Source organism: Pseudoalteromonas pernae (genome assembly GCF_039831865.1).
In the GTDB taxonomy this organism is placed as follows: Bacteria; Pseudomonadota; Gammaproteobacteria; order Enterobacterales; family Alteromonadaceae; genus Pseudoalteromonas; species Pseudoalteromonas pernae.
The window spans coordinates 785,497-806,904 of the sequence record NZ_JBDODM010000001.1 but is presented as its reverse complement, the minus strand read 5'-3'; the positions used below and the strand labels follow the sequence as shown (position 1 = coordinate 806,904).

The 21,408-nt window shown below is 45.4% G+C and carries 20 protein-coding genes; 7 read left to right on the top strand and 13 right to left on the bottom strand.

Annotation, left to right across the window (positions count from 1 at the left end; genetic code table 11):
* Positions 1–17 precede the first annotated feature (17 nt).
* On the top strand, positions 18–860 hold the full coding sequence (locus V1358_RS03500) for a DNA ligase (protein ID WP_347392601.1): 843 nt from the start codon (positions 18–20) through the stop codon (positions 858–860).
* On the opposite strand, the gene V1358_RS03495 is transcribed toward V1358_RS03500, so the two are convergent.
* The 4 genes from V1358_RS03495 to V1358_RS03480 all read right to left on the bottom strand — a co-directional run bounded on the left by V1358_RS03495 (position 850) and on the right by V1358_RS03480 (position 5,362).
* Positions 850–1,314 carry a methylglyoxal synthase gene (locus tag V1358_RS03495; RefSeq protein ID WP_347388949.1) on the bottom strand — a complete coding sequence of 155 codons (465 nt, stop codon included), beginning with the start codon at positions 1,312–1,314 and terminating at the stop codon, positions 850–852. The genes V1358_RS03500 and V1358_RS03495 overlap by 11 nt on opposite strands.
* Positions 1,315–1,345: 31 nt before the next feature.
* Entirely contained in the window at positions 1,346–1,981 is a 636-nt protein-coding gene (locus tag V1358_RS03490; protein WP_347388950.1) for a LysE family translocator, read from the bottom strand.
* 123 nt (positions 1,982–2,104) lie between these two features.
* Positions 2,105–3,934 carry a S8 family serine peptidase gene (locus tag V1358_RS03485; protein ID WP_347388951.1) on the bottom strand — a complete coding sequence of 610 codons (1,830 nt, stop codon included), beginning with the start codon at positions 3,932–3,934 and terminating at the stop codon, positions 2,105–2,107.
* 234 nt (positions 3,935–4,168) lie between these two features.
* Positions 4,169–5,362: a multidrug effflux MFS transporter gene (locus V1358_RS03480; RefSeq protein ID WP_347392600.1), complete on the bottom strand. Its 1,194-nt coding sequence runs from the start codon at positions 5,360–5,362 to the stop codon at positions 4,169–4,171.
* Positions 5,363–5,753: 391 nt separating this feature from the next.
* Between V1358_RS03480 and V1358_RS03475 the strand changes: the two genes are divergently transcribed.
* Entirely contained in the window at positions 5,754–6,488 is a 735-nt protein-coding gene (locus V1358_RS03475; RefSeq protein WP_347392599.1) for an excalibur calcium-binding domain-containing protein, read from the top strand.
* 182 nt (positions 6,489–6,670) lie between these two features.
* Entirely contained in the window at positions 6,671–7,078 is a 408-nt protein-coding gene (locus V1358_RS03470) for a GFA family protein (protein WP_347392598.1), read from the top strand.
* A gap of 60 nt (positions 7,079–7,138) precedes the next feature.
* Here V1358_RS03470 and V1358_RS03465 read toward each other — a convergent pair whose 3' ends face one another.
* A complete protein-coding gene (locus V1358_RS03465) occupies positions 7,139–7,657 on the bottom strand; it encodes a GNAT family N-acetyltransferase (RefSeq protein WP_347392597.1) in 519 nt (172 codons plus the stop codon).
* A gap of 283 nt (positions 7,658–7,940) precedes the next feature.
* On the opposite strand from V1358_RS03465, the gene V1358_RS03460 reads away from it, so the two are divergent.
* The gene (locus tag V1358_RS03460) at positions 7,941–8,417 is read left to right on the top strand and encodes a hotdog fold domain-containing protein (RefSeq protein ID WP_347388956.1); all 477 of its coding nucleotides are present in this window, start codon (positions 7,941–7,943) and stop codon (positions 8,415–8,417) included.
* Here V1358_RS03460 and V1358_RS03455 read toward each other — a convergent pair.
* The 5 genes from V1358_RS03455 to V1358_RS03435 all read right to left on the bottom strand — a co-directional run bounded on the left by V1358_RS03455 (position 8,414) and on the right by V1358_RS03435 (position 14,254).
* On the bottom strand, positions 8,414–8,806 hold the full coding sequence (locus tag V1358_RS03455) for a bactofilin family protein (RefSeq protein ID WP_347388957.1): 393 nt from the start codon (positions 8,804–8,806) through the stop codon (positions 8,414–8,416). The genes V1358_RS03460 and V1358_RS03455 overlap by 4 nt on opposite strands.
* Positions 8,807–8,810: 4 nt before the next feature.
* Entirely contained in the window at positions 8,811–9,920 is a 1,110-nt protein-coding gene (locus V1358_RS03450) for a M23 family metallopeptidase (protein WP_347388958.1), read from the bottom strand.
* 145 nt (positions 9,921–10,065) lie between these two features.
* Positions 10,066–11,376: a fumarylacetoacetase gene (gene fahA, locus V1358_RS03445; RefSeq protein WP_347392596.1), complete on the bottom strand. Its 1,311-nt coding sequence runs from the start codon at positions 11,374–11,376 to the stop codon at positions 10,066–10,068.
* Positions 11,377–11,504: 128 nt separating this feature from the next.
* Positions 11,505–12,551 (bottom strand): 4-hydroxyphenylpyruvate dioxygenase, encoded by a 1,047-nt coding sequence (hppD, locus tag V1358_RS03440; protein WP_347388960.1) that lies wholly within the window; start codon positions 12,549–12,551, stop codon positions 11,505–11,507.
* A gap of 272 nt (positions 12,552–12,823) precedes the next feature.
* A complete protein-coding gene (locus V1358_RS03435; RefSeq protein WP_347388961.1) occupies positions 12,824–14,254 on the bottom strand; it encodes a peptide MFS transporter in 1,431 nt (476 codons plus the stop codon).
* Positions 14,255–14,669: 415 nt separating this feature from the next.
* On the opposite strand from V1358_RS03435, the gene tyrR reads away from it, so the two are divergent.
* The gene (gene tyrR, locus V1358_RS03430) at positions 14,670–16,226 is read left to right on the top strand and encodes a transcriptional regulator TyrR (RefSeq protein ID WP_347388962.1); all 1,557 of its coding nucleotides are present in this window, start codon (positions 14,670–14,672) and stop codon (positions 16,224–16,226) included.
* A gap of 12 nt (positions 16,227–16,238) precedes the next feature.
* Here tyrR and V1358_RS03425 read toward each other — a convergent pair whose 3' ends face one another.
* Positions 16,239–16,724, bottom strand: coding sequence for a hypothetical protein (locus V1358_RS03425; protein ID WP_347388963.1), 486 nt, complete (start codon positions 16,722–16,724; stop codon positions 16,239–16,241).
* 147 nt (positions 16,725–16,871) lie between these two features.
* Here V1358_RS03425 and V1358_RS03420 point away from each other — a divergent pair, with 147 nt between their 5' ends.
* Positions 16,872–17,405, top strand: a complete 534-nt coding sequence (locus V1358_RS03420) for a thioesterase family protein (protein ID WP_347388964.1) — start codon at positions 16,872–16,874, stop codon at positions 17,403–17,405.
* 71 nt (positions 17,406–17,476) lie between these two features.
* Here V1358_RS03420 and V1358_RS03415 read toward each other — a convergent pair whose 3' ends face one another.
* Positions 17,477–18,130 carry an OmpW/AlkL family protein gene (locus V1358_RS03415; RefSeq protein ID WP_347388965.1) on the bottom strand — a complete coding sequence of 218 codons (654 nt, stop codon included), beginning with the start codon at positions 18,128–18,130 and terminating at the stop codon, positions 17,477–17,479.
* 229 nt (positions 18,131–18,359) lie between these two features.
* Between V1358_RS03415 and dapE the strand changes: the two genes are divergently transcribed.
* The gene (dapE, locus tag V1358_RS03410; protein ID WP_347392595.1) at positions 18,360–19,529 is read left to right on the top strand and encodes a succinyl-diaminopimelate desuccinylase; all 1,170 of its coding nucleotides are present in this window, start codon (positions 18,360–18,362) and stop codon (positions 19,527–19,529) included.
* A 60-nt stretch (positions 19,530–19,589) separates the two neighbouring features.
* On the opposite strand, the gene olsF is transcribed toward dapE, so the two are convergent.
* Entirely contained in the window at positions 19,590–21,326 is a 1,737-nt protein-coding gene (olsF, locus tag V1358_RS03405) for a bifunctional ornithine lipid synthase OlsF (RefSeq protein ID WP_347392594.1), read from the bottom strand.
* Between the last annotated feature and the right edge of the window lie 82 nt (positions 21,327–21,408).

Here is a 21,408-nt window from a genome sequence, read left to right as displayed (position 1 = left end):
AACATAAGGATGTGTCGATGCGCTTACTAACAGTTATCTACCTGCTATTTTTGAGTACCTTTACCTTTGCCAACGTGCCGGATATTGAGCGGGCCACGGCGCTTGAAGGAGATGTAAATCTCAGTCTCTATCTCGTATCTGAAAAGCTAGATGGCGTTCGCGCCACTTGGTTGCAAGGTCGTCTTATCACTCGTGGGGGCAAGGTGATTAAGCCACCAACGTGGTTTACTTTGCATTGGCCGCAAGAGCGACTAGACGGAGAGCTATTTGCTGGACGCGGACAATTCAATATAGTCACCTCTACAGTGCTTGATAACGAACCTGATGAATCTATGTGGCGCAAAATACGCTTCATGGTATTTGATGCGCCTTCAGCGCAACCATTTCGTGAGCGTTACAGGCACTATAAAGACATCATCGCTGATTGCGACTCACCGTATTTATTCGCGATTGAACAGCGCCAACTGCACACGCAAGACGACTTGACCTCCTGGTTAGATGACGTTGTTGCACTCGGTGGCGAAGGTCTGATGCTGCATCTTGCTGATGCCAGTTTTACTGGCGGCAGTGATAACAACCTAATTAAATTAAAACCGTTTATGGACGCAGAGGCGGTGGTAGTGGGTTATCAACCAGGCAAAGGTAAGTATTTAGGGAAAATGGGCGCACTTATAGTAGTGAATGAGCAGGGGTTGCGGTTTAAAATCGGCACAGGTTTTAGTGATGCCGAGCGGGGAAATCCCCCTGCGATTGGCAGTACTATTACTTATTCCTACCATGGACTTACCCGCAAGGGCTTACCCCGATTTGCCTCATTTATGCACGTTCGGGGTGTGGAAACCCTAGACCCTAAAGATTAATGCTGCGCTCGGCAAGATACTTGTCGTAATCGGGTAAATTTCTCGGCAGCTCTGCTTCCATATAGCTCGAAGCAAGTAACATGTCTGCGGTTGCTTCATTACAAGCCACCGGAATGTTCCATACGGCAGCAAGGCGAAGCAGGGCTTTAACATCTGGGTCGTGGGGTTGAGACGATAGCGGATCCCAGAAAAAAACCAACATGTGTATTTGGTGCTCAGCAATTTTTGCCCCAAGTTGCTGATCGCCACCCATCGGCCCGCTTAGGAGTTTTATAACTTCTAGACCTGTGTCTCTTTCGATGCGAAGACCCGTTGTACCAGTGCCGTAGAGCGTGTGCTCTGCCAAACAGGCTTTGTGTCTGTTACACCAATCGATCAGTGCTTGCTTCTTGCCGTCATGTGCTACCAAGGCGATAGTTTTATGCGCTGGCAAAGGTTGGTCTTTGTGTTCCATAATCCTGTTTCTGTTATCTCTTTTGTATTACTTATAACAATAGGTTGATGGCCAAAGCAATAAAAATAGCGCCCGTGAGACGGTCAATCCACAATTGTGCACTTGGATGACGTTTGAAGTAGCCGGCAATTTTGTCGCCAAAATAGATGTAAGTACAGTCAATCGGAAAAGCCAAAATAGGATATAACAAACCAAAAATAGCCAGTTGTAAGGTCGTTGACGTGTCTAAAGTTGGGTCCACAAACTGGGGTATAAAGGCGATAAAGAACAATGCCACTTTGGGATTAAGTACTTCGGTCATCATGGCTTGAAACAAGGGGCTTTGCTTTTTAAGCGAAACATGAGGTTTGTCATCACATTCCTGGGCATTGGCTTGTTGCCACGTTTGCCATAAGGTCATGACGCCCAAGTAAGCAAGATAGATAGCACCTAGGTATTGCACAATAGCATAGGCGGTAGGAGAGGTTTTCAGCAGCGCTGATAATCCCACTACCGCAAAAACGGTATGAACAACTCCACCCAGAGCAAAGCCAATCGCACAATGCAAGCCCGCTCTGCGCCCATTGGCAAAGGTTTGTGCCATTAAAAAGGCATTCGATGGGCCTGGCCCCACGGCGATTAAAAAGCTAGCGCCGAGGAATGAAAGGAGTAATTCAGGATTGAGCATGGAGACTTGGGTTGGCTATCAAATTTGGCGCACAGAGTAGCACCTTGTGATTGAACAATAAAGGTAGGCATTAGCAATGAAAAAGCGGGCATAGAGCCCGCTTTTGCCTAATAACCGTATCGCTTAGAAGCTAACAGTCACAGTTGCTGAACAAACAGTGCTGTTTGCTTCACACACTTCGTATCCGAAGCTGCCAGAAGTTTTACCTAAGCTATCTGAATACGCGTTGTTGTTTGCCACAGTCGCGATTTTCGCGCCGTTGCGGTAAATATCAACGTTTGCAGTTGCCGCACCTGACCATGATAGGTCTGCGTACGCGTTACCACGCGATTTGTAGCCACTGACTTCTAGTGATACTGCGTCGCCGCCTGTGTTGCCACCGTTACCACTGTCGCCACCACAGCCGTTTGCTGTTAGGTAAGCATCTGCGTCAGCTGCTTTAACGATACCATAGCCGAAGTAAACATCTTTACCTGTTGCACCAGCATCTGCTGCAGTCGCTTTAAATGCTGCACGAATGTCTTGACCTGAACACTCAGGGTGATTTGACCATACTAGTGCTGCTAGACCTGCTACAGCAGGAGTAGCCATAGATGTACCGCTCATGTAACCGTAGTCACCCGCATCGATAGCGATTGTTGCTGATGTTGCGGCCATTAACGCAGCACGATCTTCAAGCGCTGTGCCCACTGCTGGGATAGAGGTTGTGTTAGTGTCACCTAGTGTGCCGTACAGCATACCAGCTTCGTTGTTTACAACGATTGCACCCACACCACCAGACGCTTCACAGTTTGCTACTTTGTCGTGGAATGAAATATTACCACGGTCAATCAAACATACTTTGCCTGATGCGCCGTTGTCTGTTGCTTCGGCTGTGCCCATGAAATAAAGGTCGGCTGTTGCAGAGCCTGTATTTTCCATTGCTGATACTTCAATGCCCGCACCGTCAATAGAAGCAGAAGCAAATGCTGCCATGCCAGCTGGGTAAGTAGACAATGTATCTACACCGCCTGCTGTTACTTCAACACAGATTGTTTCGTCTTCAGTTACGTTTTTACCGCGACCAGATGTACAGCTAGGGAACTGAGAGAAATCTGCGATATTGTTATCCGCATCATTTGCACCGATCATCATCACTGAAGGGTAACCAGCAGGGTATGAGCGAACGCTGTTACCGTCGTTACCCGCAGCTGCGACTACAAGGCCACCTGCTGCTGAGAAGTTTGCAAAGGCATTTGATTCTGTGCTGTTAGAGCCGCCGCCACCCAAACTCATGTTGATGATGTTTGCGCCAGCTTGTGAACATAGATTTGCAGCATGAGCTAAATCTGAAGAGTAACCCCAGCCTGCGGCGTTGAATACTTTAATGATATGCATATCTACGCCAGGAGCCATACCAACAACACCTACGTTGTTGTCAGCCGCACCGATAGTACCGGCAACGTGTGTGCCGTGAGGGCCGCCATTTTCGTACCAGTTACCTGTGCCTGAGTCGTTATCACCTGTGATCGCACCCCAGTTGAAATCAGGGTTAGATTGGTCAAGACCTGAGTCGATTACACATACTTTCATGCCTGCATTTGGGTTGAAAGTAACTTGATTAGCTTGAGACTGGTACACAGCATATGGTGTTAATTGTTCTAGTGCTGGGTTACCTAGGTCATCATTGTATACGCTCATTGCGTAACGACGTTGGTCAGCTTCCACAAGTTTAACATGTGGGTTGTTTAGTAATCCTTTAACTGTTGCTAGGTCTTTGCCAGTGAAGGTAGCAGCAAAGAAGCCATTTCCGTCCATGTTTACATCACCACCAAGCTTTTTAGCGAGCGCTTTCACGACGCCTTTCTTATCGTTGTCTACTTGGATGATATAACGGTCATCTGCAGCGAAAGACTGCGTTGCGCCACCTAAAAGAGCTAATGCAACTGCGCTGCGAATTATTGTTTTTTTCATAGAAACCTCAGGATGTAACAGTGGATATTTGTTAACTCATGTTTAACATTCATTAACATTCTTACCATTTTTGTGACAAAGAGCAATACCTATTTTGGGTTTTTTATTTAAAAAACCCGCTTCTTTTGTGGTCAAAATGGGTATTAATTCAATGGGGTCGTATGAGGTAGTTAGAATTTAAAATGGTGTTGAATAAAAAATGCGCACATTGCGCATTTTTTATATTTTCAGGGTTTAGTTATGCAAGAGCTGCCCTTTGGGCGTCAGCAGCAACAACCAAAAAGGAATAAGCATTGCGATGTGTAGGGCAATCAGTTCTGGAGATGAAAGTGGTAAGCTCTGCGTAAGAAGCACCAATACCCCAGCACCACTCATTTGCATCACCCCAATTAACGCTGATGCAGTGCCCGCTTGTTTAGCAAACGGTGCAAGAGCAGCCCCTGCGGCGCTGCCAAGAATCAAAGAATAGCCCAAAGCACCAACGAACATAGGTAACATGAGTGCCGCAGCTGATGCAATCTCGCTGCCGAGCACAAGAGCGGCAGCACAAATCATCATAAGGGTAAGGCCGAGGATCAACGCCATGCGGCTCGAACGTTTAATGAATTGGGGGGCAATAAAACACGCTACAACACTGATTGCACCATTAATGGTAAACCACATGGTAAACGATTCTATACCTTGGTCCAGATGTTCAATTATCCAGCCTGGAGCGGTGGTTACGAACATCAGAATCGAGCCCATGGTGAGCATGGATATCGAGGCATTGAACATAAAAACAGGGTTACGAAGGATAGGTGCAAAGCGCCTAACATCGAACAAGTGCCCTTGATATTGACTGTCCTGTGGACGCGTTTCTTTATAGAAAAAGTACGTTGCGCAGGCACCGATTACGGCCCAGAGCACCATAAAAATAAAGTTACTCTGCCATGAGATAGAAACGGTTAGCCATGCTCCTAGAATGGGCGCTAACGCTGGAATGAAGCATACGACACCGTTGAGGTAAGTTAATATTTGCCCGCTTCGTGTTGGGCCGAATACATCGCGCACAATTGCAAATGCTGCAACGAAAGTAGCGCAGGCTCCTAATCCTTGTACAGCGCGAGCAACGAGTAGCCATTCAAAGCTACTAGCCATCGCTCCTGCTGTTGCCGCTAGTGCGTAAAGAGCTATGCCGATTAGTGCCACAGGCTTGCGGCCTATTTTATCGGCTAGTGGACCAGCTATAAGTTGGCCGAGCCCAACCGTCAGCATAAAAATTGCGACCGTTTGTTGCAGGTGTTGCTGCGTCACCGCAAATTGTTGTGCCATCACCACAAACGCGGGGAGATAAATATCAATGGCAAGCGGGCAGAAAACAACGAGCAGCATGAGCACTGCTAAGAGCGATTTACTTTGGTTTTTAGAACTTTGAAGAGCTTGGGTCACTATGTTCAACGCGGTGATTATTCAAGGACGCATTATATTGTTTTCCCCTTTGTGTAGCCAGTGAGAAGAGACCTCTATTTTGAGTAACGCAAGCGCGAAGCTTTACCCTTTGCCTTGGACAGTGCAACTCTCGCAGTGCATCTCGCACCTTCTATAAAGTATTTATTGGTGAGAAACGGCTTCGTTATCATCGAAAATAAGCTCACTTAAGCTGATAAGATATTTTTATCAGTGAGTTATGTTCTGGATTTATCATAGTGTAACCGTAAATTTAGGTCGTTTAACCTTAAAAAAGCTTAGTTTTTATTGTTTATGTCATTTTATTAAGATGAATAGCTTTAAAGTATGGTTAAATGAATTTAACGCACTAAAAAGTATAGAGGTTGTTGTTTTGCGTTTTGCAGTTTTATGTTGTTTGGGCCTGCTGTCTAATTTCACCGTGTGCGCTCAAGAAACTTGGCGTGGACTTGTGGTTGAGTCTGAAAATCGATGTTCACCTTACGATAAATCATCTCAATATCCCTATCCTCAAAGTGTGGAAGACCGCGTGGTGGCTGCAATGGGAGGAAAGGTTTACGGTCCATATACCGGGCGTTACTTCGATTCTGACACACAAACAGACATCGAACACATAGTGGCTGCATCCGAGGGTCATGACAGTGGCTTATGCGCTGCATCTGCACAAACAAAACAACAATTCGCGACAGATTTGCTCAACCTCACTTTGGCTGCTCCTGAAATTAACCGTTGTGGCACACAAGGCAAGTGTGGGCTCGATGCACATGAGTGGTTACCTCCGAAGAATCAATGTTGGTTTGCCAATCGCGTAGTTCAAGTCAAGACAAAATATAAATTAAGCGTTGATGCCGCTGAAGCCCGAGTGTTGGAAACCGTGCTGGCAAACTGTGACAGCACAGAGCTTGTGTATTACACGCGTGGGAACTCACAGGAGAGCGCCATATCAGAGCCTATATTGATAACCGCGCTTGATAAGTATGACGATAATCGCAACGGTCGCATTTCCTGCGCCGAGGCGCGTGCACACGGTATAGCCCCCGTAAGACGTGAGCACGCAGCGTACGACTTTATGCGTGATGGTAACAATGATGGTGTGGTGTGTGAATAATGAAGGCGCTACAGGCTTAGCGTTTCATTCATAACATGGATAATGTTTAACCTTGTTACCTGCTAATGCTCTGTAGGCTTGGTTGAGCAGGCCAAAAGAGCGGGGGAGAAACCGCCAGTGTATTATCGCGATGCAATTGGCTAAAATGGATGTGTGTTGCAAAAAGTAAATAAGGAGGTTTCGTGAGCAACCGACATTCAGGTTCCTGCTTATGCGGTCATATAAAGTATGAGCTCACAGGTGATTTACAGTCTTTTTATTTGTGTCATTGCACTCGCTGTCAAAAAGGCACCGGCTCTTTGCATGGGGCTAATCTGTTTGCACAAAACAGTGCGCTTAGGTGGTTGCAGGGTGAAGACTATGTGTCAACCTACACCCACGCCAATTCTTTGCATAGGAGAAGCTTTTGTTTGAATTGCGGCTCGCCTTTGCCGATATGGATGAAAGAATTCAATTGCGTGGTTATTCCAGCCGGAAGCTTGGATAGTCCAGTTCCAATAGAACCAACGGCGAAAATTTTTGTAAGTAGTTCTCCAACATGGGCCAATAATATTTGTGCCATTCCTTGCTTTAATGAATTACCTGAGTAAACCGTAACGCCCAAAGGGTTAATGGCTGTGTTGGCAGAGCAGCGTCACTGACTCGGGGGCTTACAACTCTAACTGGTATATATTGAGGCTTTGTGTGACATTATTTGCCACCATGTAGTTGGGGATACTCTGAACAAACCGTGCTCCCGATTTTAAAGCGACTTTAATGCTAGCGTGATTCAGTTCAAGGCAACGAAATTCAATCACTTCTACCTGCAAGCTAGGCACTAACAAGACTAGGTGCTCTATGATTTTATTGATCAGTCCATTGCCATGCACCGAGCTACATAACCAGTACCCCAACTCGGCGGTGTATGTTTCCTTACACACGGATTTAATAGCGAAAATTCCGCATGTCTTGTTGTTGAAATGCACTTTGAACCAATGTGCATTGGGCAAGCTACTGTCCACTCTTTGCGCTATGTATGCGCGCGCTGATTCAACACTGATGACATCATCAACCCAATAAAGGAATTCGCGCAGTTGAGCACGATTACTGTTAACCAAGTCAAAAATACACTCAGCGTCAGTCTTAGTCAGTGGGGTCAAATAAAGTGTATCTGAGATATGAATGGGCAAGTGGACATTCCTTGTAAATTCAATTTTTGCTTATTGTGCCATGGTGCTCACGGTTAACTGTGTTTCAGAACGTCACTTCTCACGCAACGACTTGCTGTACGCATAGTAACGCTAAGTAACCTAGCGCACTAATCATTACATGATGTTTCCTAGTTACGAAGCAGCAAAACGAACCTGCTGTTAATTGTGAAACGTTTTTATGTGATTCAGGTTATCGCTGGAAGTTGCATTTATCAACGAACTGATATCTACTGGTACGACGAGTTAAAGAAAGAGAATGATAATGTCGACTCCAGGATTATTAAAAACTTACCAAAAGCTGACCAAATGGCCTGCTGGTCATTGGCTATTTTCCAAAGCTGTGTGTCTTAAGGCACCGTATTTTGGTTCTATCAAACCTCAGATTATTTCATTGGAACCTGGGAAGTGCGTCGCCAAGGTCAAAAACCGCCGCGCGATCCACAACCATATCGGTACTATTCATGCTATTGCCCAGTGTAACTTGGCTGAGCTAGTTGCTGGTGTGATGACAGACGCGACCGTACCGCCAAAAACACATCGTTGGATCCCAAAAGGGATGACGGTGGAATATCTTAACAAGGTGGAAACGGATATGCAGGCCACGGCGCAAATACCGATGCCCCATGAGTTTGAGGACAAGGAAGACTTAATTGTGCCGGTAGAAATAACGAATGAGAAAGGAGAGTTGGTGTTTCGCGCAGCAGTGACTATGTACATTACTGCGCGAAAGAAAGCTTAAGACTCGAGAGCGAGATCTTCCTCTTCCTCAGTGTGCACAACAGATAGAGACTCTTGTTGTGCAAGCTGCTTGATTTGTCCTTCCATCTGCGCACCAGCTGCGATGCTCAGAGTATTATGATACACGTCACCGTGCACTTGAGCAGAGCTTTCAATGGCCACTTTGTTGGCACTGATTGAGCCACTCACGCGACCGTGAATCGTGACTTCATTAGCCTGCACACTGCCATCGACCTGGCCTTGATTGCCAATCAGTAACACATCTGCTTTGATGTCTCCGTCAATGCGGCCATCTAACTGGACTTCACCTTGACTGACTAGCGAGCCTGTCAGGCGAACGTCCGCTGAAATAAGGGAGGGGGCTTGATTGCTTTTATTATTATTCAACACTGGGCTACTCTTCTGTGTATCTTTGCTCTTTGAAAACATCGGTTAATGCCTTGGTGATTTTTACCGGATTAATATGCTTATTATTGTGCAACACCTCGTAGTGTAGGTGAGTCGCGGTACTACGCCCAGTACTTCCCATTAACGCAATGACCTCCCCTTTGGAAACGACATCGCCACGCTTTACGTTAATTTTATTTAAATGACCAAAGCGCGTGGTAAACCCGTTGGCGTGCTCTATTTCGATAAAGCGACCATAACCACCATTACGCCCCGCACGAACAACGGTACCATCCGCTGGTGCGAAAATTTCAGTATTACGCCATGCCGCTAAATCAACCCCTTTATGCATAGCTCGGCTACCATTGATTGGATCCTTACGAATACCAAAGCTGCTGGAAATGTAATAATCAGCAGCAGGAAGCATATGCGGTACTTGCGCGAGCATATTTTCAAGCTGGTTCAGAGTGAGCAGTTTATCGACCACTGACATTGAATCGGTATCTAACTCATCTGCATCGAGAGGCTCAAGCGGCCCACCTTGGGCGACTTGTTCTTCACTTTTAGCGACTAATTCAGCCATTACGGTTTCAGGTAATCCTGCACGCGAAATCGCTTCTGCGAGCATTTGCTCACGTTTTACAATCGCTTGATCAAGTAAGAAGAAGGTATCTTGTTGGCGTTGTTCCAGATTAGCTAAGCGCTCATCCAGAATAGAATCTGATTGCGTATCACTTGCTTCAAAAGGCACACCCTGTGATGGCATCAATGAGGGTGGAAGTGAAGCAAGCACGTTTTGAGTGAGTTGCTGACGCTGCTCGAGCTTAGCGAGCTGCGCTATAAATTGTTCTTGTTTTTGCTGCGCTTGAACCAATTGCAGACGCAATGCTTCATTTTCAGCAACAACATCACCACTGCTTACTTGCAGCTGGCTTTGTTGCCAGAAGTTATACGCACCGAAGGTCGCGAGAGAGGCAACGCATAACAAAGCGCCGGCCGCTACAGTGCATTGCTTTTGAGTGGTTAGTTCAACCACTTTTACTTCACCTGATTGGCGAATTAGCAACTGTCTAGCTGGAAATAACTTAGTTATAAAGTATGACTTTACTCGTTTCATAAATACAAACTTCTGACCAAAACCAAAGTAAGATATCAAGGTGAGATTAAAAAGCCAGCAAAAAATTGTAACTGAACTCAAAAAAAATGCAGTTTATCGCAGGAACAACCGCAATAAACTGCATTAATTAGATCATTATTTGGTATTACTTAGCTGGTAATACCGTAGAGCGACATTCGCCAAAGCCGATGCGGGCAAAACCTTGCTTTTCACACCATCCGCGCATGATTACACAATCGCCATCTTCCAAGAATGTACGGCTTTCACCATTGCCTAGGTCCAGTGACTCTTTACCGCCACGAGACAACTCTAGTAATGAACCCGCTTCTTCATGTTGTGGACCAGACTGCGTACCAGAACCTAGCATGTCACCGGCATTGAAGTTACAACCATTCACTGTGTGGTGGGCAACCATTTGCGCCACTGTCCAGTAAGAGTGTTTAAAGCTTGATTGCGAAAGCTTCGCCGCAGGGGTGCCTTCAGCGCGCATTTTTTCTGTTTCTACAGACACATCCATTTGGATATCTAGAGCGCCTTGTTCGCGGTTTTTCGCTGACTCTAAGTACTCAAGCGGCTGTGGATCATTTTCGTCACGAGTCCATGCCATACGGAAAGGTGCAAGCGCTTCGTTTGTAACAATCCAAGGAGACACAGTTGAGGCAAAGTTCTTCGCTAGGAATGGACCAAGAGGCTGGTATTCCCATGCTTGTAAATCACGTGCAGACCAGTCATTGAACAAGCAGAAACCAAAAACATGCTCATCGGTATCGTCAAGGGCAATCGAATCACCTAATTCGTTACCTTTGCCTAGATAGATACCTAGCTCTAATTCGTAGTCTAAACGCTTACAAGGACCAAAAGACGGCGCTTCAGCGTCTGGCGCTTTAGTTTGGCCTTTAGGGCGAGGGAAGGTTTGACCGCTTACGCCGATGCTTGATGCACGACCGTGATAACCAATTGGCACCCACTTGTAGTTAGGTAGAAGAGGGTTATCTGGGCGGAACAAGCTACCTACTGCAGTTGCGTGGTAGATTGAAGTGTAAAAGTCTGTGTAGTCGCCGATATGACACGGAAGATCAAATTCTACTTCCGCTTGTGCAATCAGTGCGTCGCTAAGCACTTGCTCGTGCTCGCTGCCAGCTCGTAACGCTTTAGATAACGCTAGGCGCAGTGCAGACCAATGAGCCTGGCCCATACCCATAAAGGTGTTCAGAGTTGGCTGTGCTGTTGCTTCAACCGCTTCTTGAGCTAAACCGTCAAAGATCGCAAGTTTGGCTACAGCTGCTAAATCAAGTACGTGATCACCAATAGCAACGCCACCACGAAATGCTTCGTTGCTACCAGCGCGACGAAATGTGGCAAACGGTAAATTTTGGATTGGGAAATCTGTGTTGCCATCGTTCGCAGAGCTAACCCAGCTGGTCAGATTGCTGTCGTGCGTTTCATTGAGTTGCATGAGATATTCCTTTTGCTAAAGCTTTTATGTGTTATTGAGCCATAAGAGAAAAAAACAAGGGCTCGGAACTTAAAAAAGCAGCGCCCACATTAAGTGGGCTCTGCCTTTCACGCTAGATAAAAGTGCGTTTAGATTACACCGCGGCGCTCTTGGTCACGCTCGATAGACTCGAATAACGCTTGGAAGTTACCTTCACCAAAGCCACCGTCATCAACACGTTGAATCATTTCGATGAAGATAGGACCGAACAGGTTCTTAGTGAAGATCTGTAGTAAGTAGCAATCTTCGCTTTGGCTATCTACAAGGATTTGGTGCTGTTTGATCTTTTCTTTATCTTCTTTTACCCAAGGAACACGGTCGAAGATAGTGTCGTAATAGTGATCAACGATGTCTAACGTTGCGATGTTGCTCTGGTCAAGTTGGTCAAGAGACGCAACGAGGTCATCAGTCAAAAATGCAAGGTGCTGTACACCTGGACCATTGTACTCGTTTAAGTACTCATCGATCTGGTTGTTGTTGTTGTCTTTGCCTTCGTTGATTGGAATCGAGAAAGTGCCGCACGGAGATTTAAGTGCGTAAGACAATAGCGCTGTTTTTTGACCTTTGATGTCGAAGTAACGAACTTCAGTAAAGCCGAATACGTCTTTATAGAAGTTAGCCCATGTTTCCATGGTACCTTTATAAACATTGTTTGTTAGGTGGTCGATGCGCAAGAAGCCTTTGCTTTGCACTACGTTTGGCTCTTCTAGGTCAACGAAATCTGTGTCGTAGATGCTGCCTTTGTCACCAAACTGTTCAATGAAATAGATAAGGCTGTCACCGATACCGTAAATAGCAGGGTATGGTAGGTCTTTATGTGTTGAATCAGTTGCTGGTTTTGCACCACGAGCAACCGCAGTATCAAATGCTTTTTGCGCATCTTCTACACGCCAACCCATAGAACAAATCGCTGGACCGTGACTTTTCGCGAATTCCGCAGAGAAGCCACCACGCTCGTTGTTCAACAGGAAGTGAATGTCGTTTTGGTTGTAGTAAACGATGTCTTTATCTTTGAAGGTCTTTAACTTTGAAAAACCAAAGTCAGTAAAGATCTTGTCCATGTAGTCCGCATCTGGTGTTGCGTACTCGGTAAACTCGATGCCCATAAGGCCCAATGGATTATTTACTTCACTCATGATTGTGCTCCACTTGCTGTTATTTGCTCGGTACTCGCGGTAAATGTTGAACATTCGAATAAAGCGCCGCATTGGCACCAAGCCATAATTGTTTGAGCGCATGATCGGAGAAAATGTTCGAAAGCGGAAGCTTTGGGAGGGAATTAGGGAATGCCTAGACTGTAAATTATTGTGGACAAAAAAGCGCAAGTGTAAGGTTTTCGTTAAATTCACTTCACTTTTTTTGCATTAAAAAAGGCGCCAAAAGGCGCCTTTTCTGCATTATCTGAGAGTTATTGTTTCTCTGCAGTTATTTCTAGCTCTTCAGCTAAGATGTGCTCTGTTGTATGCGGCTCATGCTGCCCTTCGGCGCCGTGCATCCACATAACTAGCTTATCGCTTAGTAAGTACATAATTACAGCAGAGATAATCGCTGTAGCACCTAAGCCGATGAAGATACCCATCGCATTCTCAACAGCGGCTTCACCTTCACCTAGGAATGAACCCACGAAGCCAGCAATCTTATTGGCTACCGCAGTACATAGGAACCAGATACCCATTAGCATTGACGCTAAACGCAGTGGCGCAAGTTTACTCACCATAGATAAACCAATTGGTGATAGACATAATTCACCCAGCGTATGGAAAAGATAGAACAACACTAACCACATCATACTGATTTGTAGGTTGTCACCTTGGCCTTGAGTCATAAGAGCTAAGATCATAGTGATAAAGCCCAACGCTAGGAAAATAAGCGCGATTGCAAACTTAACTGGCGAGTTTGGCTCACGTTTATCCAGCTTCAACCAAATAATGGCAACTAACGGAGCGAAAACAATGATGAAAATTGAGTTTAAAGACTGGAACCATGAAGCTGGCACTTCAAAATCAAACAACATACGGTCAGTATAATTGTTTGCAAATAGGTTCATAAGTCCACCTGCTTGCTCGAAGCCCATCCAGAAGATGATGCTGAACACACTCATGGTGAAGATGACTTTAATACGGTCCATTTCTACTTTAGTAAGTGGCTCTTTGGTGTTTGATTCCGACTGAGCCTGAGATAGCTTAGCGGATGGAATTACACCAATATCACCTAAGTATTTGTTGCTTAGCGCCATTTGCATCACAACAGAAATCACCATGCCGATACCGGCCACGATGAAACCTGACTGCCATCCCATTGTTGCCGCAGCGTAACCAGCAACAAGTGGACCTAAAGCACCGCCTAAGTTGATACCCATGTAGAAAATAGTGAACGCACCATCTCGACGCTGGTCACCCTCTTGATATAGATCACCCACCATGGTTGAGATATTTGGCTTGAATAAACCATTACCCAAACACAAAAGTGCTAGACCTACATAGAAGACATTTTCTTCCTGTCCAGCTAGGTAGCTGTGCGGAACACCCATAGTGAAATGGCCCGCAGCCATCAATAGACCACCAAGAATGATAGCTTTGCGTTGTCCTAGGACATTATCGGCTAACCAACCACCGAATAGAGGAGTAATGTATACGGCCATTGTGAATGTACCGTAAAGACTTAGTGCATCGGCATTTGACCAGCCAAAACCACCTTCTTGAACAAGCGCAACCAAATACAAAACTAGAATAGCGCGCATGCCGTAATAACCGAAACGTTCCCACATTTCTGTGCCGAACAATAGGAATAGCCCCTTAGGATGCCCTAAAAAGTCACCCGCTTTAGGTAATGAACTCATTAAAAATACTTCCTAACTTAAATAGTTGTTTTATCGTGATGTTTTCCATCACTGTTAATTTTCGGCCTGAAATTATTGCTTTTATTAAGTGATGACTTACGTCAAAAATGGCCCGTTATCGGCAGGATAAAAGAGCGGCTAACTACCTGGATAGGTGCAGCGGGCGCTGCTTTATCCTAGCGACAAACGCGCGACAGTATACATATCAGCTACCATTAGGGGAAGTATTTAGGCTTAACCATAAGTGAACCATAGGTACAGCAATGGTGAGTGTGTATATTTTTAGGTACACCATGGGGTGTTAGGCTCATTTGTTTGATTCGTGCAATAATCTTTACAATTTGCTACCCAATGGCGGGTAAATTAGCGTATGATTGCGCCAGCTATATACAGGTAAAGTGCGACTGAGGAACACATGCGTCTTGAAATATACTGTCAGGACCGAATTGGTATCGCCCAAGAGGTACTAAATATTCTGGTTAACTATCAGGTGGATCTAAAAGGTATTGAGGTCGATGCCAAGAACTGCCGTATGTATGTTAGTTTCCCGCCCATCGAGTTCGAGCAATTCCAAAAGATTATGCCGTCTATCCGTTTGATTGATGGCGTTGAAGACGTCCGCACTACGGCGTTTTTACCATCAGAACGTGAACATAACGAGCTTAATACCTTATTAAGTGCATTGCCCGATGGTGTCATCTCTATCGACAACAAAGGTTGGGTGCGTTTGTGTAATTCGGCTGCGTGTCGTGATTTACAAATGACTGAGCAAGAAGCTGTTGGTGCGAACATCAACAACCTGCTTAAAGGATTTAACTTCACGCGTTGGTTGGAAGGTAAAGAAGTGCTGGGTCAAACAACTCGTGTTGAAGTGGCGGGTGAAGATTTTATTGCTGACATTTTGCCGATTTCAGTTCCTCAAGGTGATGACCAAAATGCACTTGCCGGTGCCGTGATTAATATCAAGTCGCAAAGTCGCTTAGGTCAGCAGGTCAGTGCGTTTCGCCGCTACGGCCAAGAAAGCTTCGCTACTATTCACAACTATTCGACGGCCATGCGCCGCACGGTGCGTGAAGCGCGCAAAATGGCGCAGCTCGAAGCCCCTATTCTTATTACCGGTGAAACCGGAACGGGTAAAGAGTTGTTGGCGCGTGCGTGTCACTATGCCTCGAACCGTTCGATTAAACCTTTTATTGCCCTGTCATGTGCTTCGCTTCCTGATGATGTGGCTGAGTCTGAGCTATTTGGCTATGCCGGCTACGAAGACAATGCTGCACCTAAGCGCGGTGTGTTAGAGCAAGCAGATGGTGGCACCGTATTCCTTGATGAAGTCGGGGAGATGTCGTCTCAACTACAAACCAAGCTGCTGCGTTTCTTGCAGGACGGTACATTCCGTAAAGTCGGCGACGAGAACGAAGTGAAGGTCAATGTGCGTATTATTGCAGCTACGCAAAAGGATTTACCTGCGATGGTGCAAGAAGGTAAGTTCCGTGAAGACTTATACTACCGCATTAATGTGTTAACGCTGGAAATCGCGCCACTTCGCGACAGAAAGGCTGATATTGGCCCATTAGCAGAGCATTTTGTGCAAAAGTACGCTCAGCAAAATGGTGCGCCGATCCCAACCTTAAGTGAAGAAACAATTGAGTATTTGCAAGCCTATCCATGGCCAGGCAATGTGCGTCAGCTAGAAAATGCCATTTACCGTGCGGTGTCACTCCTTGATGATGCTGAATTGACCACAGAGCATTTGCAATTGCCAACATTCACCAATGATTTGGGTTACTTGGAATCAGATTTCGAAGGTAGTTTAGATCAAGCGGTGAAGCGTTTTGAAGCAACGTTATTGAGAAAGCTTTATCCTGCTTATCCTAGCTCGCGCCAGCTCGCCAAACGCTTAGGCTTGAGCCATACCGCGGTAGCCAACAAGCTGCGCGAATATGGCATCAATAGAAAAACTGTAAAGGTTTAATCGTCATGGGCACTAATCTTTAGTGCCCATGTTTTTGTTAACTCCAGTGGCCGTGATGCTTTCGATACCATCCTCACTGAAATTGAGGGTTATCGCCACATTGTTATTCATCAAAAAGAAGCTTCGGTCATCTATCTTTAACTCGTAATTGCCTTTTACTGGCGGATCAAACTCACGCTTATCTAGGCGAATAACATGGTCGCCCAACTCCCAATAGAAGCTCTCAAACCAACCGTTGTGGAACTCTTGCAACCACACTTGCTTTTCGTCTTTACTGAGTACCAGCGCTAACGAGTATGACTCCGGCAATGAGTCCATGTCATAGGTCTTTTTGCCAATGCGCAGTTTGCCTTTATCCGCTTGCCAACCAAAGCCAAAAGAAAACGCTTTTTGCTCACCAGTTGCACTTTGTGTTGTGCCTTTGCCAACAAAATCAAAATCGGCGAAACACGGCGTGCTCATCATCGATGCACATGCAAGCAATACATACTTATTCATAAGGTTACCCACCAACTGTTTATGGTTACTAACATAGAGTAGTCGGCGCAGGGTTGCAACTTATTGGAATAACGTGAGGTTTGTAAGAAGCGATGTTATTATTCTGGTCTTACCTGTTGTCAAATGAGCATAAGCAAGGAGCTCGCGGTGAATTTGTATTTTCGACTACTGTGGTTATTTTTTAAAATTAAGCGCAACAAAGCGCATCAAAGTTTGTTAGAGACAGTGGATATTGAGTTCCGTGCTTGGCCACTTGATTGCGACATTAATATGCATTTGACTAATTCACGCTATCTTGCGCTTATGGATGTAGCACGTACCTGGATGACTGAACGACTGGGGTTATTGGGTGCAGTAATGAAGCGTCGTTGGTTTCCCATCGTCAATGCCACAGCGATCACCTATATTCGTGATATTAAGCCTTGGCAAAAATTTACGGTTTCGACCCGTCTCGTTGGTTGGGATCACAAATATTTCTATATTGAACAGAAGTTTAGTTCCCACCGGGGTCTTCATGCTATTGCTTATGTACGCGGTGTATTTCGTAGTCGTCAAGGCGTGGTGGATGTGACGGAAATCGTAGCTTTGAGTGGTTACGAAGGTGAAATGCCAATACTTCCTGCGGAAATCATGCATTGGAAAGAAATGTTGGAACAAAAAAAAGCGACTAACAAACGTTAGTCGCTTACATTAGCAAGTGGGCATGACTTTTATGTCATTTTAGAGTCGCTATCAGCGCGCCAGCGCTGATATTAGAAGCTGTAGCGAACACCTACCATAGCAACAACAGGGTCAACTTTTACGTCAACTGTCAGTGCTTTTACGCCATCTGCGTAAACAGTTGCATCACTATCAATATCGATGTAACTCACCATTGCGTGTAGACCCCAATGTTTGTCAAACGCGTAATTAAAACCAGCTTGCGCTGCGAGGCCGAATGAGTCATCTAACTCAAGTTCTACATTCTGAGTACCTAAGGTTGTTTTTAGGTCTTGGCTTGCTTCTTCTTCAAAGAAAATTGTGTAGTTCACACCTGCGCCGATAAATGGGCGGAATTTGTCACCTGCCTGACCGAAGTGATATTGGCCAAGTAATGTTGGTGGTAGGTGCTTAATTTTACCAATTGATGCACCTGCAAGACCTGCTTGGCCACTTACATCGTGGCTAAAAGGTGTTGCTGCCACAAGTTCAATTACCCAATTGTCATTTAACGCATAGTCAAAAGTTAAACCAAGTTGCGTATCGTCTTCGGCATTAAGACCCAGCGATGGTGCTTCGTTGATTTTTGACGTGCTATTGTCAGGGTTTACGTTGATAGCACCTACGTTGATGCTCAAGTTTGCATGAGCAAGAGAAGAGGTACCCAGTAAAAGACCAACCAAAGCTGCGCTAACTAATTTTTTCATCGTCATCTTCCTAGTAGAAATATCTAATTCGTTGTGCTGTTGGCGCTATTATCTGTGCAGTGAAAAAACAAAAACTGTTCTAGATCAAGCTTTGGCGGTAGTTTCACTCCTATCTGATGGGAACTTTGATTTAGATTAAACTTTGCCATGTTTTATGGCGATGATTTTGACATCAACGTGTAATAAACAGTCGTTGTAATGGGCAGGACTATTTATTTAGGAGCTGCTTATGTTACCTGCTGCGCCGATTACAGATAATGCCTCCACACTTGCAAATGAAGTCCGTTACTTGCAACAGCTGATACGCTTCCGATCCGTTACTCCAGACGAAGCGGGAGCCATTGGCTGGTTAAGCGAGCAACTTGAACAAAGAGGGTTTTGTTGTCACAGATTCACCATAGCAGGCGTCACTAACCTTATCGCGAAAATAGAATTTGGTTCAGGCCCAAGCGTTGCATTTTGTGGCCACATCGATGTCGTCCCCGCGGTTGCGAGTCGATGGCAGTGTGACCCATTCGCTGGCGATATTATTGCCGGTGAGATAATTGGTCGTGGTGCAGCGGATATGAAAGGTGGCGTCGCAGCCATGCTTGAAGCAACGGACAGGTTGTTGGCTGATGCGCCGTCAAAAGGCACCTTTTATTGGCTCATTACATCAGATGAAGAAGGGGAGGCTGAGTATGGTAGCGCCCTGATAGCCGACTACCTTGAGCAGCATGGTGTGGTGCTAGATGCATGTATAGTCGGTGAGCCAACCTCTGAGCAAAAAGTGGGAGACACTATCAAGAATGGTCGTCGCGGTGCGCTATCAGCTAAGTTACAAGTTTCGGGTAAAGCTGGGCATGTGGCCTATCCGGAACATACGATAAATGCAGCTCATTTAGGTGCTCAAATTGCCATGGCGTTACAAGAAATTGTTTGGCATAAAGACATTGAAGGTTCCAAGACCAGCTTACAAGTGACAGGACTTCACGTGCCCAATAGTTTGGATAACCTAGTGCCAGCACAGTGCCAAATTAACTTCAATGTAAGATACAGTCATGGCTACATGAGTCGCGATATTCAGTTGCAGATCGGTGAAGCTTTATCGCGTTGGCATGAACACATCAATATATCGTGGGAGCGTCCGTGTGAACCTTATTATACAGCCGGAAATAAAGACTTTGATTTTATCACACTGGTTGAAGGCGCGATTTTCCAGTGCACTCACAGCTATCCCAAATTGAGTACCAGCGGCGGCACTTCAGATGGCCGGTTTTTTGCCAATGCGCATACTCAAGTGATTGAATGCGGTGTGCGAAATCACACGATTCACCAAGATAATGAGCGTGTACCAGTGAAAGATTTGCTAAAGATCACGGATATATACACGGCCACCCTCAGAAAGGTCTTTGCATAGCGATAAAAAAGCCGGTTTAAGCCGGCTTTTTAATGGTTGGGATTAGGTTTTTCGTCTTCGTTATTGTTGGATGTTTTTGAGCAGCGTTTCGTTAGTGAGATAGCGCTTAGCTTTCTTTTCTTTGAGTTTCGTCATATCTACAAGTACTAAACCGTCGATACAGTTATTGAAGTCAGGATCGACGCTGAAGCTCAAGAAGGAGACCCCGCCTGGTTGGCAAAGTTCTGTATATTGCTTGAAGAGCGTTGGCACTTGTGCGCCCATGTTTGCCAATATGTGCTTGAGCTCGGTGAAATCGGCTTTGGCGTCAGTATCACAAAATACATTTTTAGCTTGTTGCAGCACTGCTTCTTGAATCTTAAATTCATGTTTGGGTGTAGCAAGTACCTCACTCTGTGCGTAGTAATGTTGATAGTGATAAACCAGTAGCTCCTTGGCATTTTCGGCAATGGCGTTTGAGAGACTCACCGCGCCAAATAGATACCGGTATTGTGGGTAACGGCTGATAAAGGCACCTATACCAAACCACAAGTAATCCAAACTCTTTTTGCCCCAGTATTTTGGTTGCACAAAACTGCGGCCCAGTTCGATCCCTTGGTCAAAGTAAGGTTGCATCTTTGCTTCATAGTTAAATAGGCTGTCGGTATATAAGCCATTTTGACCTTGCTTTTCGATTATTTCATTGGCACAAGCGAGTCTGTAAGCACCCACTAACTCTAATTGTTTCGGGTCCCACAATAATAGGTGATGATAATCCATATCGTATTTATCAATATCGCGGCGCTTTCCGCTGCCTTCACCGACCGCTCGAAAAGCAATTTCCCGAAGACGGCCTAGCTCCCTAAATAGTGCTGAACTGCCTTGATACTGATACAAGTAAATGTGCATACCATCTTGAGTTTCACCAAGGCGTTCACACTCATTTAAGGCGCTGACGAGTGCTTTGCGGCACTCGGCGTGGGCAATAGGGGTTTGGGTTTTCAGTAACTCAGGCTTTTTTGTTCCCAAGCGATATAATTGCTTTCTGATTAAGCGACTAATTTCTTTGTCGTTTAAGTTATCCAGTAAATAAGATTTCGGAACGATAGACGCTCCAATCTCAAATTCCAGCGACTTTTGTCGTTGCTTAAACATTTCTTTAACCAACAGCAAACTCGCCAGTGGTTTGTAGATCATTGAGGTGCCGTAAAACAGTGGGCTGTTTTTGGCCTTAACGAGAATTGGAATTATCGGCGCATTGGCCTTTTTCGCAATGCGCAAAAAGCCATGATTCCATGTGCAGTCTTTCACTCCTGTCGGTCGTAAGCGAGAAACTTCTCCAGCTGGGAAAATGAGCAGTGCGCCTTCATCTTTTAGATGTTGGTTAATGGCACTGAGCTCTTTCTTGCGGCTGTTGCCTGACATGTTATCAACAGGAAGTAACAAGGAGTGCAGCGGTGTCACACTCATAAGAAGTCGGTTAGCGACCACTTTGATATCCGGGCGTACTTTTGCTAGTACGCTGATAAGTGCGAGTGCATCCAGTGAGCCAATCGGGTGGTTGGCGACGATGACTAAGCGGCCGTCGCTCGGAATATTGTCCAGTTGAGCACTATTGAATCGCGCGCTGAAATCTAATTCTTCTAAGACTTGTTCTATAAACTCCAAGCCTTGCAGGTGAGGGTAATTATCGCCAAATGCTACAAATTCTTGTTCATGTAGTAAGTAGCCGAGGCCTTTTTTAACTAGGCCTTTTACTTTTGGGGAATTGGCCAAGCTTGGAAGATTATCTTCCACAACCTTATCAATGCTGATCATGGTAAACCCTTTTCGCAACGAAATTATCGCTAGATTAAAAATTGTCCATGACACTAAGGTGTAATATAAGTGACAGTTTTAA

Excerpts from the sequence above, each read along its gene's own strand:
- V1358_RS03500 (WP_347392601.1), top strand. The coding sequence starts at position 18 with ATGCGCTTACTAACAGTTATCTACCTGCTATTTTTGAGTACCTTTACC.
- V1358_RS03495 (WP_347388949.1), bottom strand. The coding sequence starts at position 1,314 with ATGGAACACAAAGACCAACCTTTGCCAGCGCATAAAACTATCGCCTTG.
- V1358_RS03490 (WP_347388950.1), bottom strand. The coding sequence starts at position 1,981 with ATGCTCAATCCTGAATTACTCCTTTCATTCCTCGGCGCTAGCTTTTTA.
- V1358_RS03485 (WP_347388951.1), bottom strand. The coding sequence starts at position 3,934 with ATGAAAAAAACAATAATTCGCAGCGCAGTTGCATTAGCTCTTTTAGGT.
- V1358_RS03460 (WP_347388956.1), top strand. The coding sequence starts at position 7,941 with ATGTCGACTCCAGGATTATTAAAAACTTACCAAAAGCTGACCAAATGG.
- V1358_RS03450 (WP_347388958.1), bottom strand. The coding sequence starts at position 9,920 with ATGAAACGAGTAAAGTCATACTTTATAACTAAGTTATTTCCAGCTAGA.
- fahA (WP_347392596.1), bottom strand. The coding sequence starts at position 11,376 with ATGCAACTCAATGAAACGCACGACAGCAATCTGACCAGCTGGGTTAGC.
- hppD (WP_347388960.1), bottom strand. The coding sequence starts at position 12,551 with ATGAGTGAAGTAAATAATCCATTGGGCCTTATGGGCATCGAGTTTACC.
- V1358_RS03435 (WP_347388961.1), bottom strand. The coding sequence starts at position 14,254 with ATGAGTTCATTACCTAAAGCGGGTGACTTTTTAGGGCATCCTAAGGGG.
- tyrR (WP_347388962.1), top strand. The coding sequence starts at position 14,670 with ATGCGTCTTGAAATATACTGTCAGGACCGAATTGGTATCGCCCAAGAG.
- V1358_RS03425 (WP_347388963.1), bottom strand. The coding sequence starts at position 16,724 with ATGAATAAGTATGTATTGCTTGCATGTGCATCGATGATGAGCACGCCG.
- V1358_RS03415 (WP_347388965.1), bottom strand. The coding sequence starts at position 18,130 with ATGAAAAAATTAGTTAGCGCAGCTTTGGTTGGTCTTTTACTGGGTACC.
- dapE (WP_347392595.1), top strand. The coding sequence starts at position 18,360 with ATGTTACCTGCTGCGCCGATTACAGATAATGCCTCCACACTTGCAAAT.
- olsF (WP_347392594.1), bottom strand. The coding sequence starts at position 21,326 with ATGATCAGCATTGATAAGGTTGTGGAAGATAATCTTCCAAGCTTGGCC.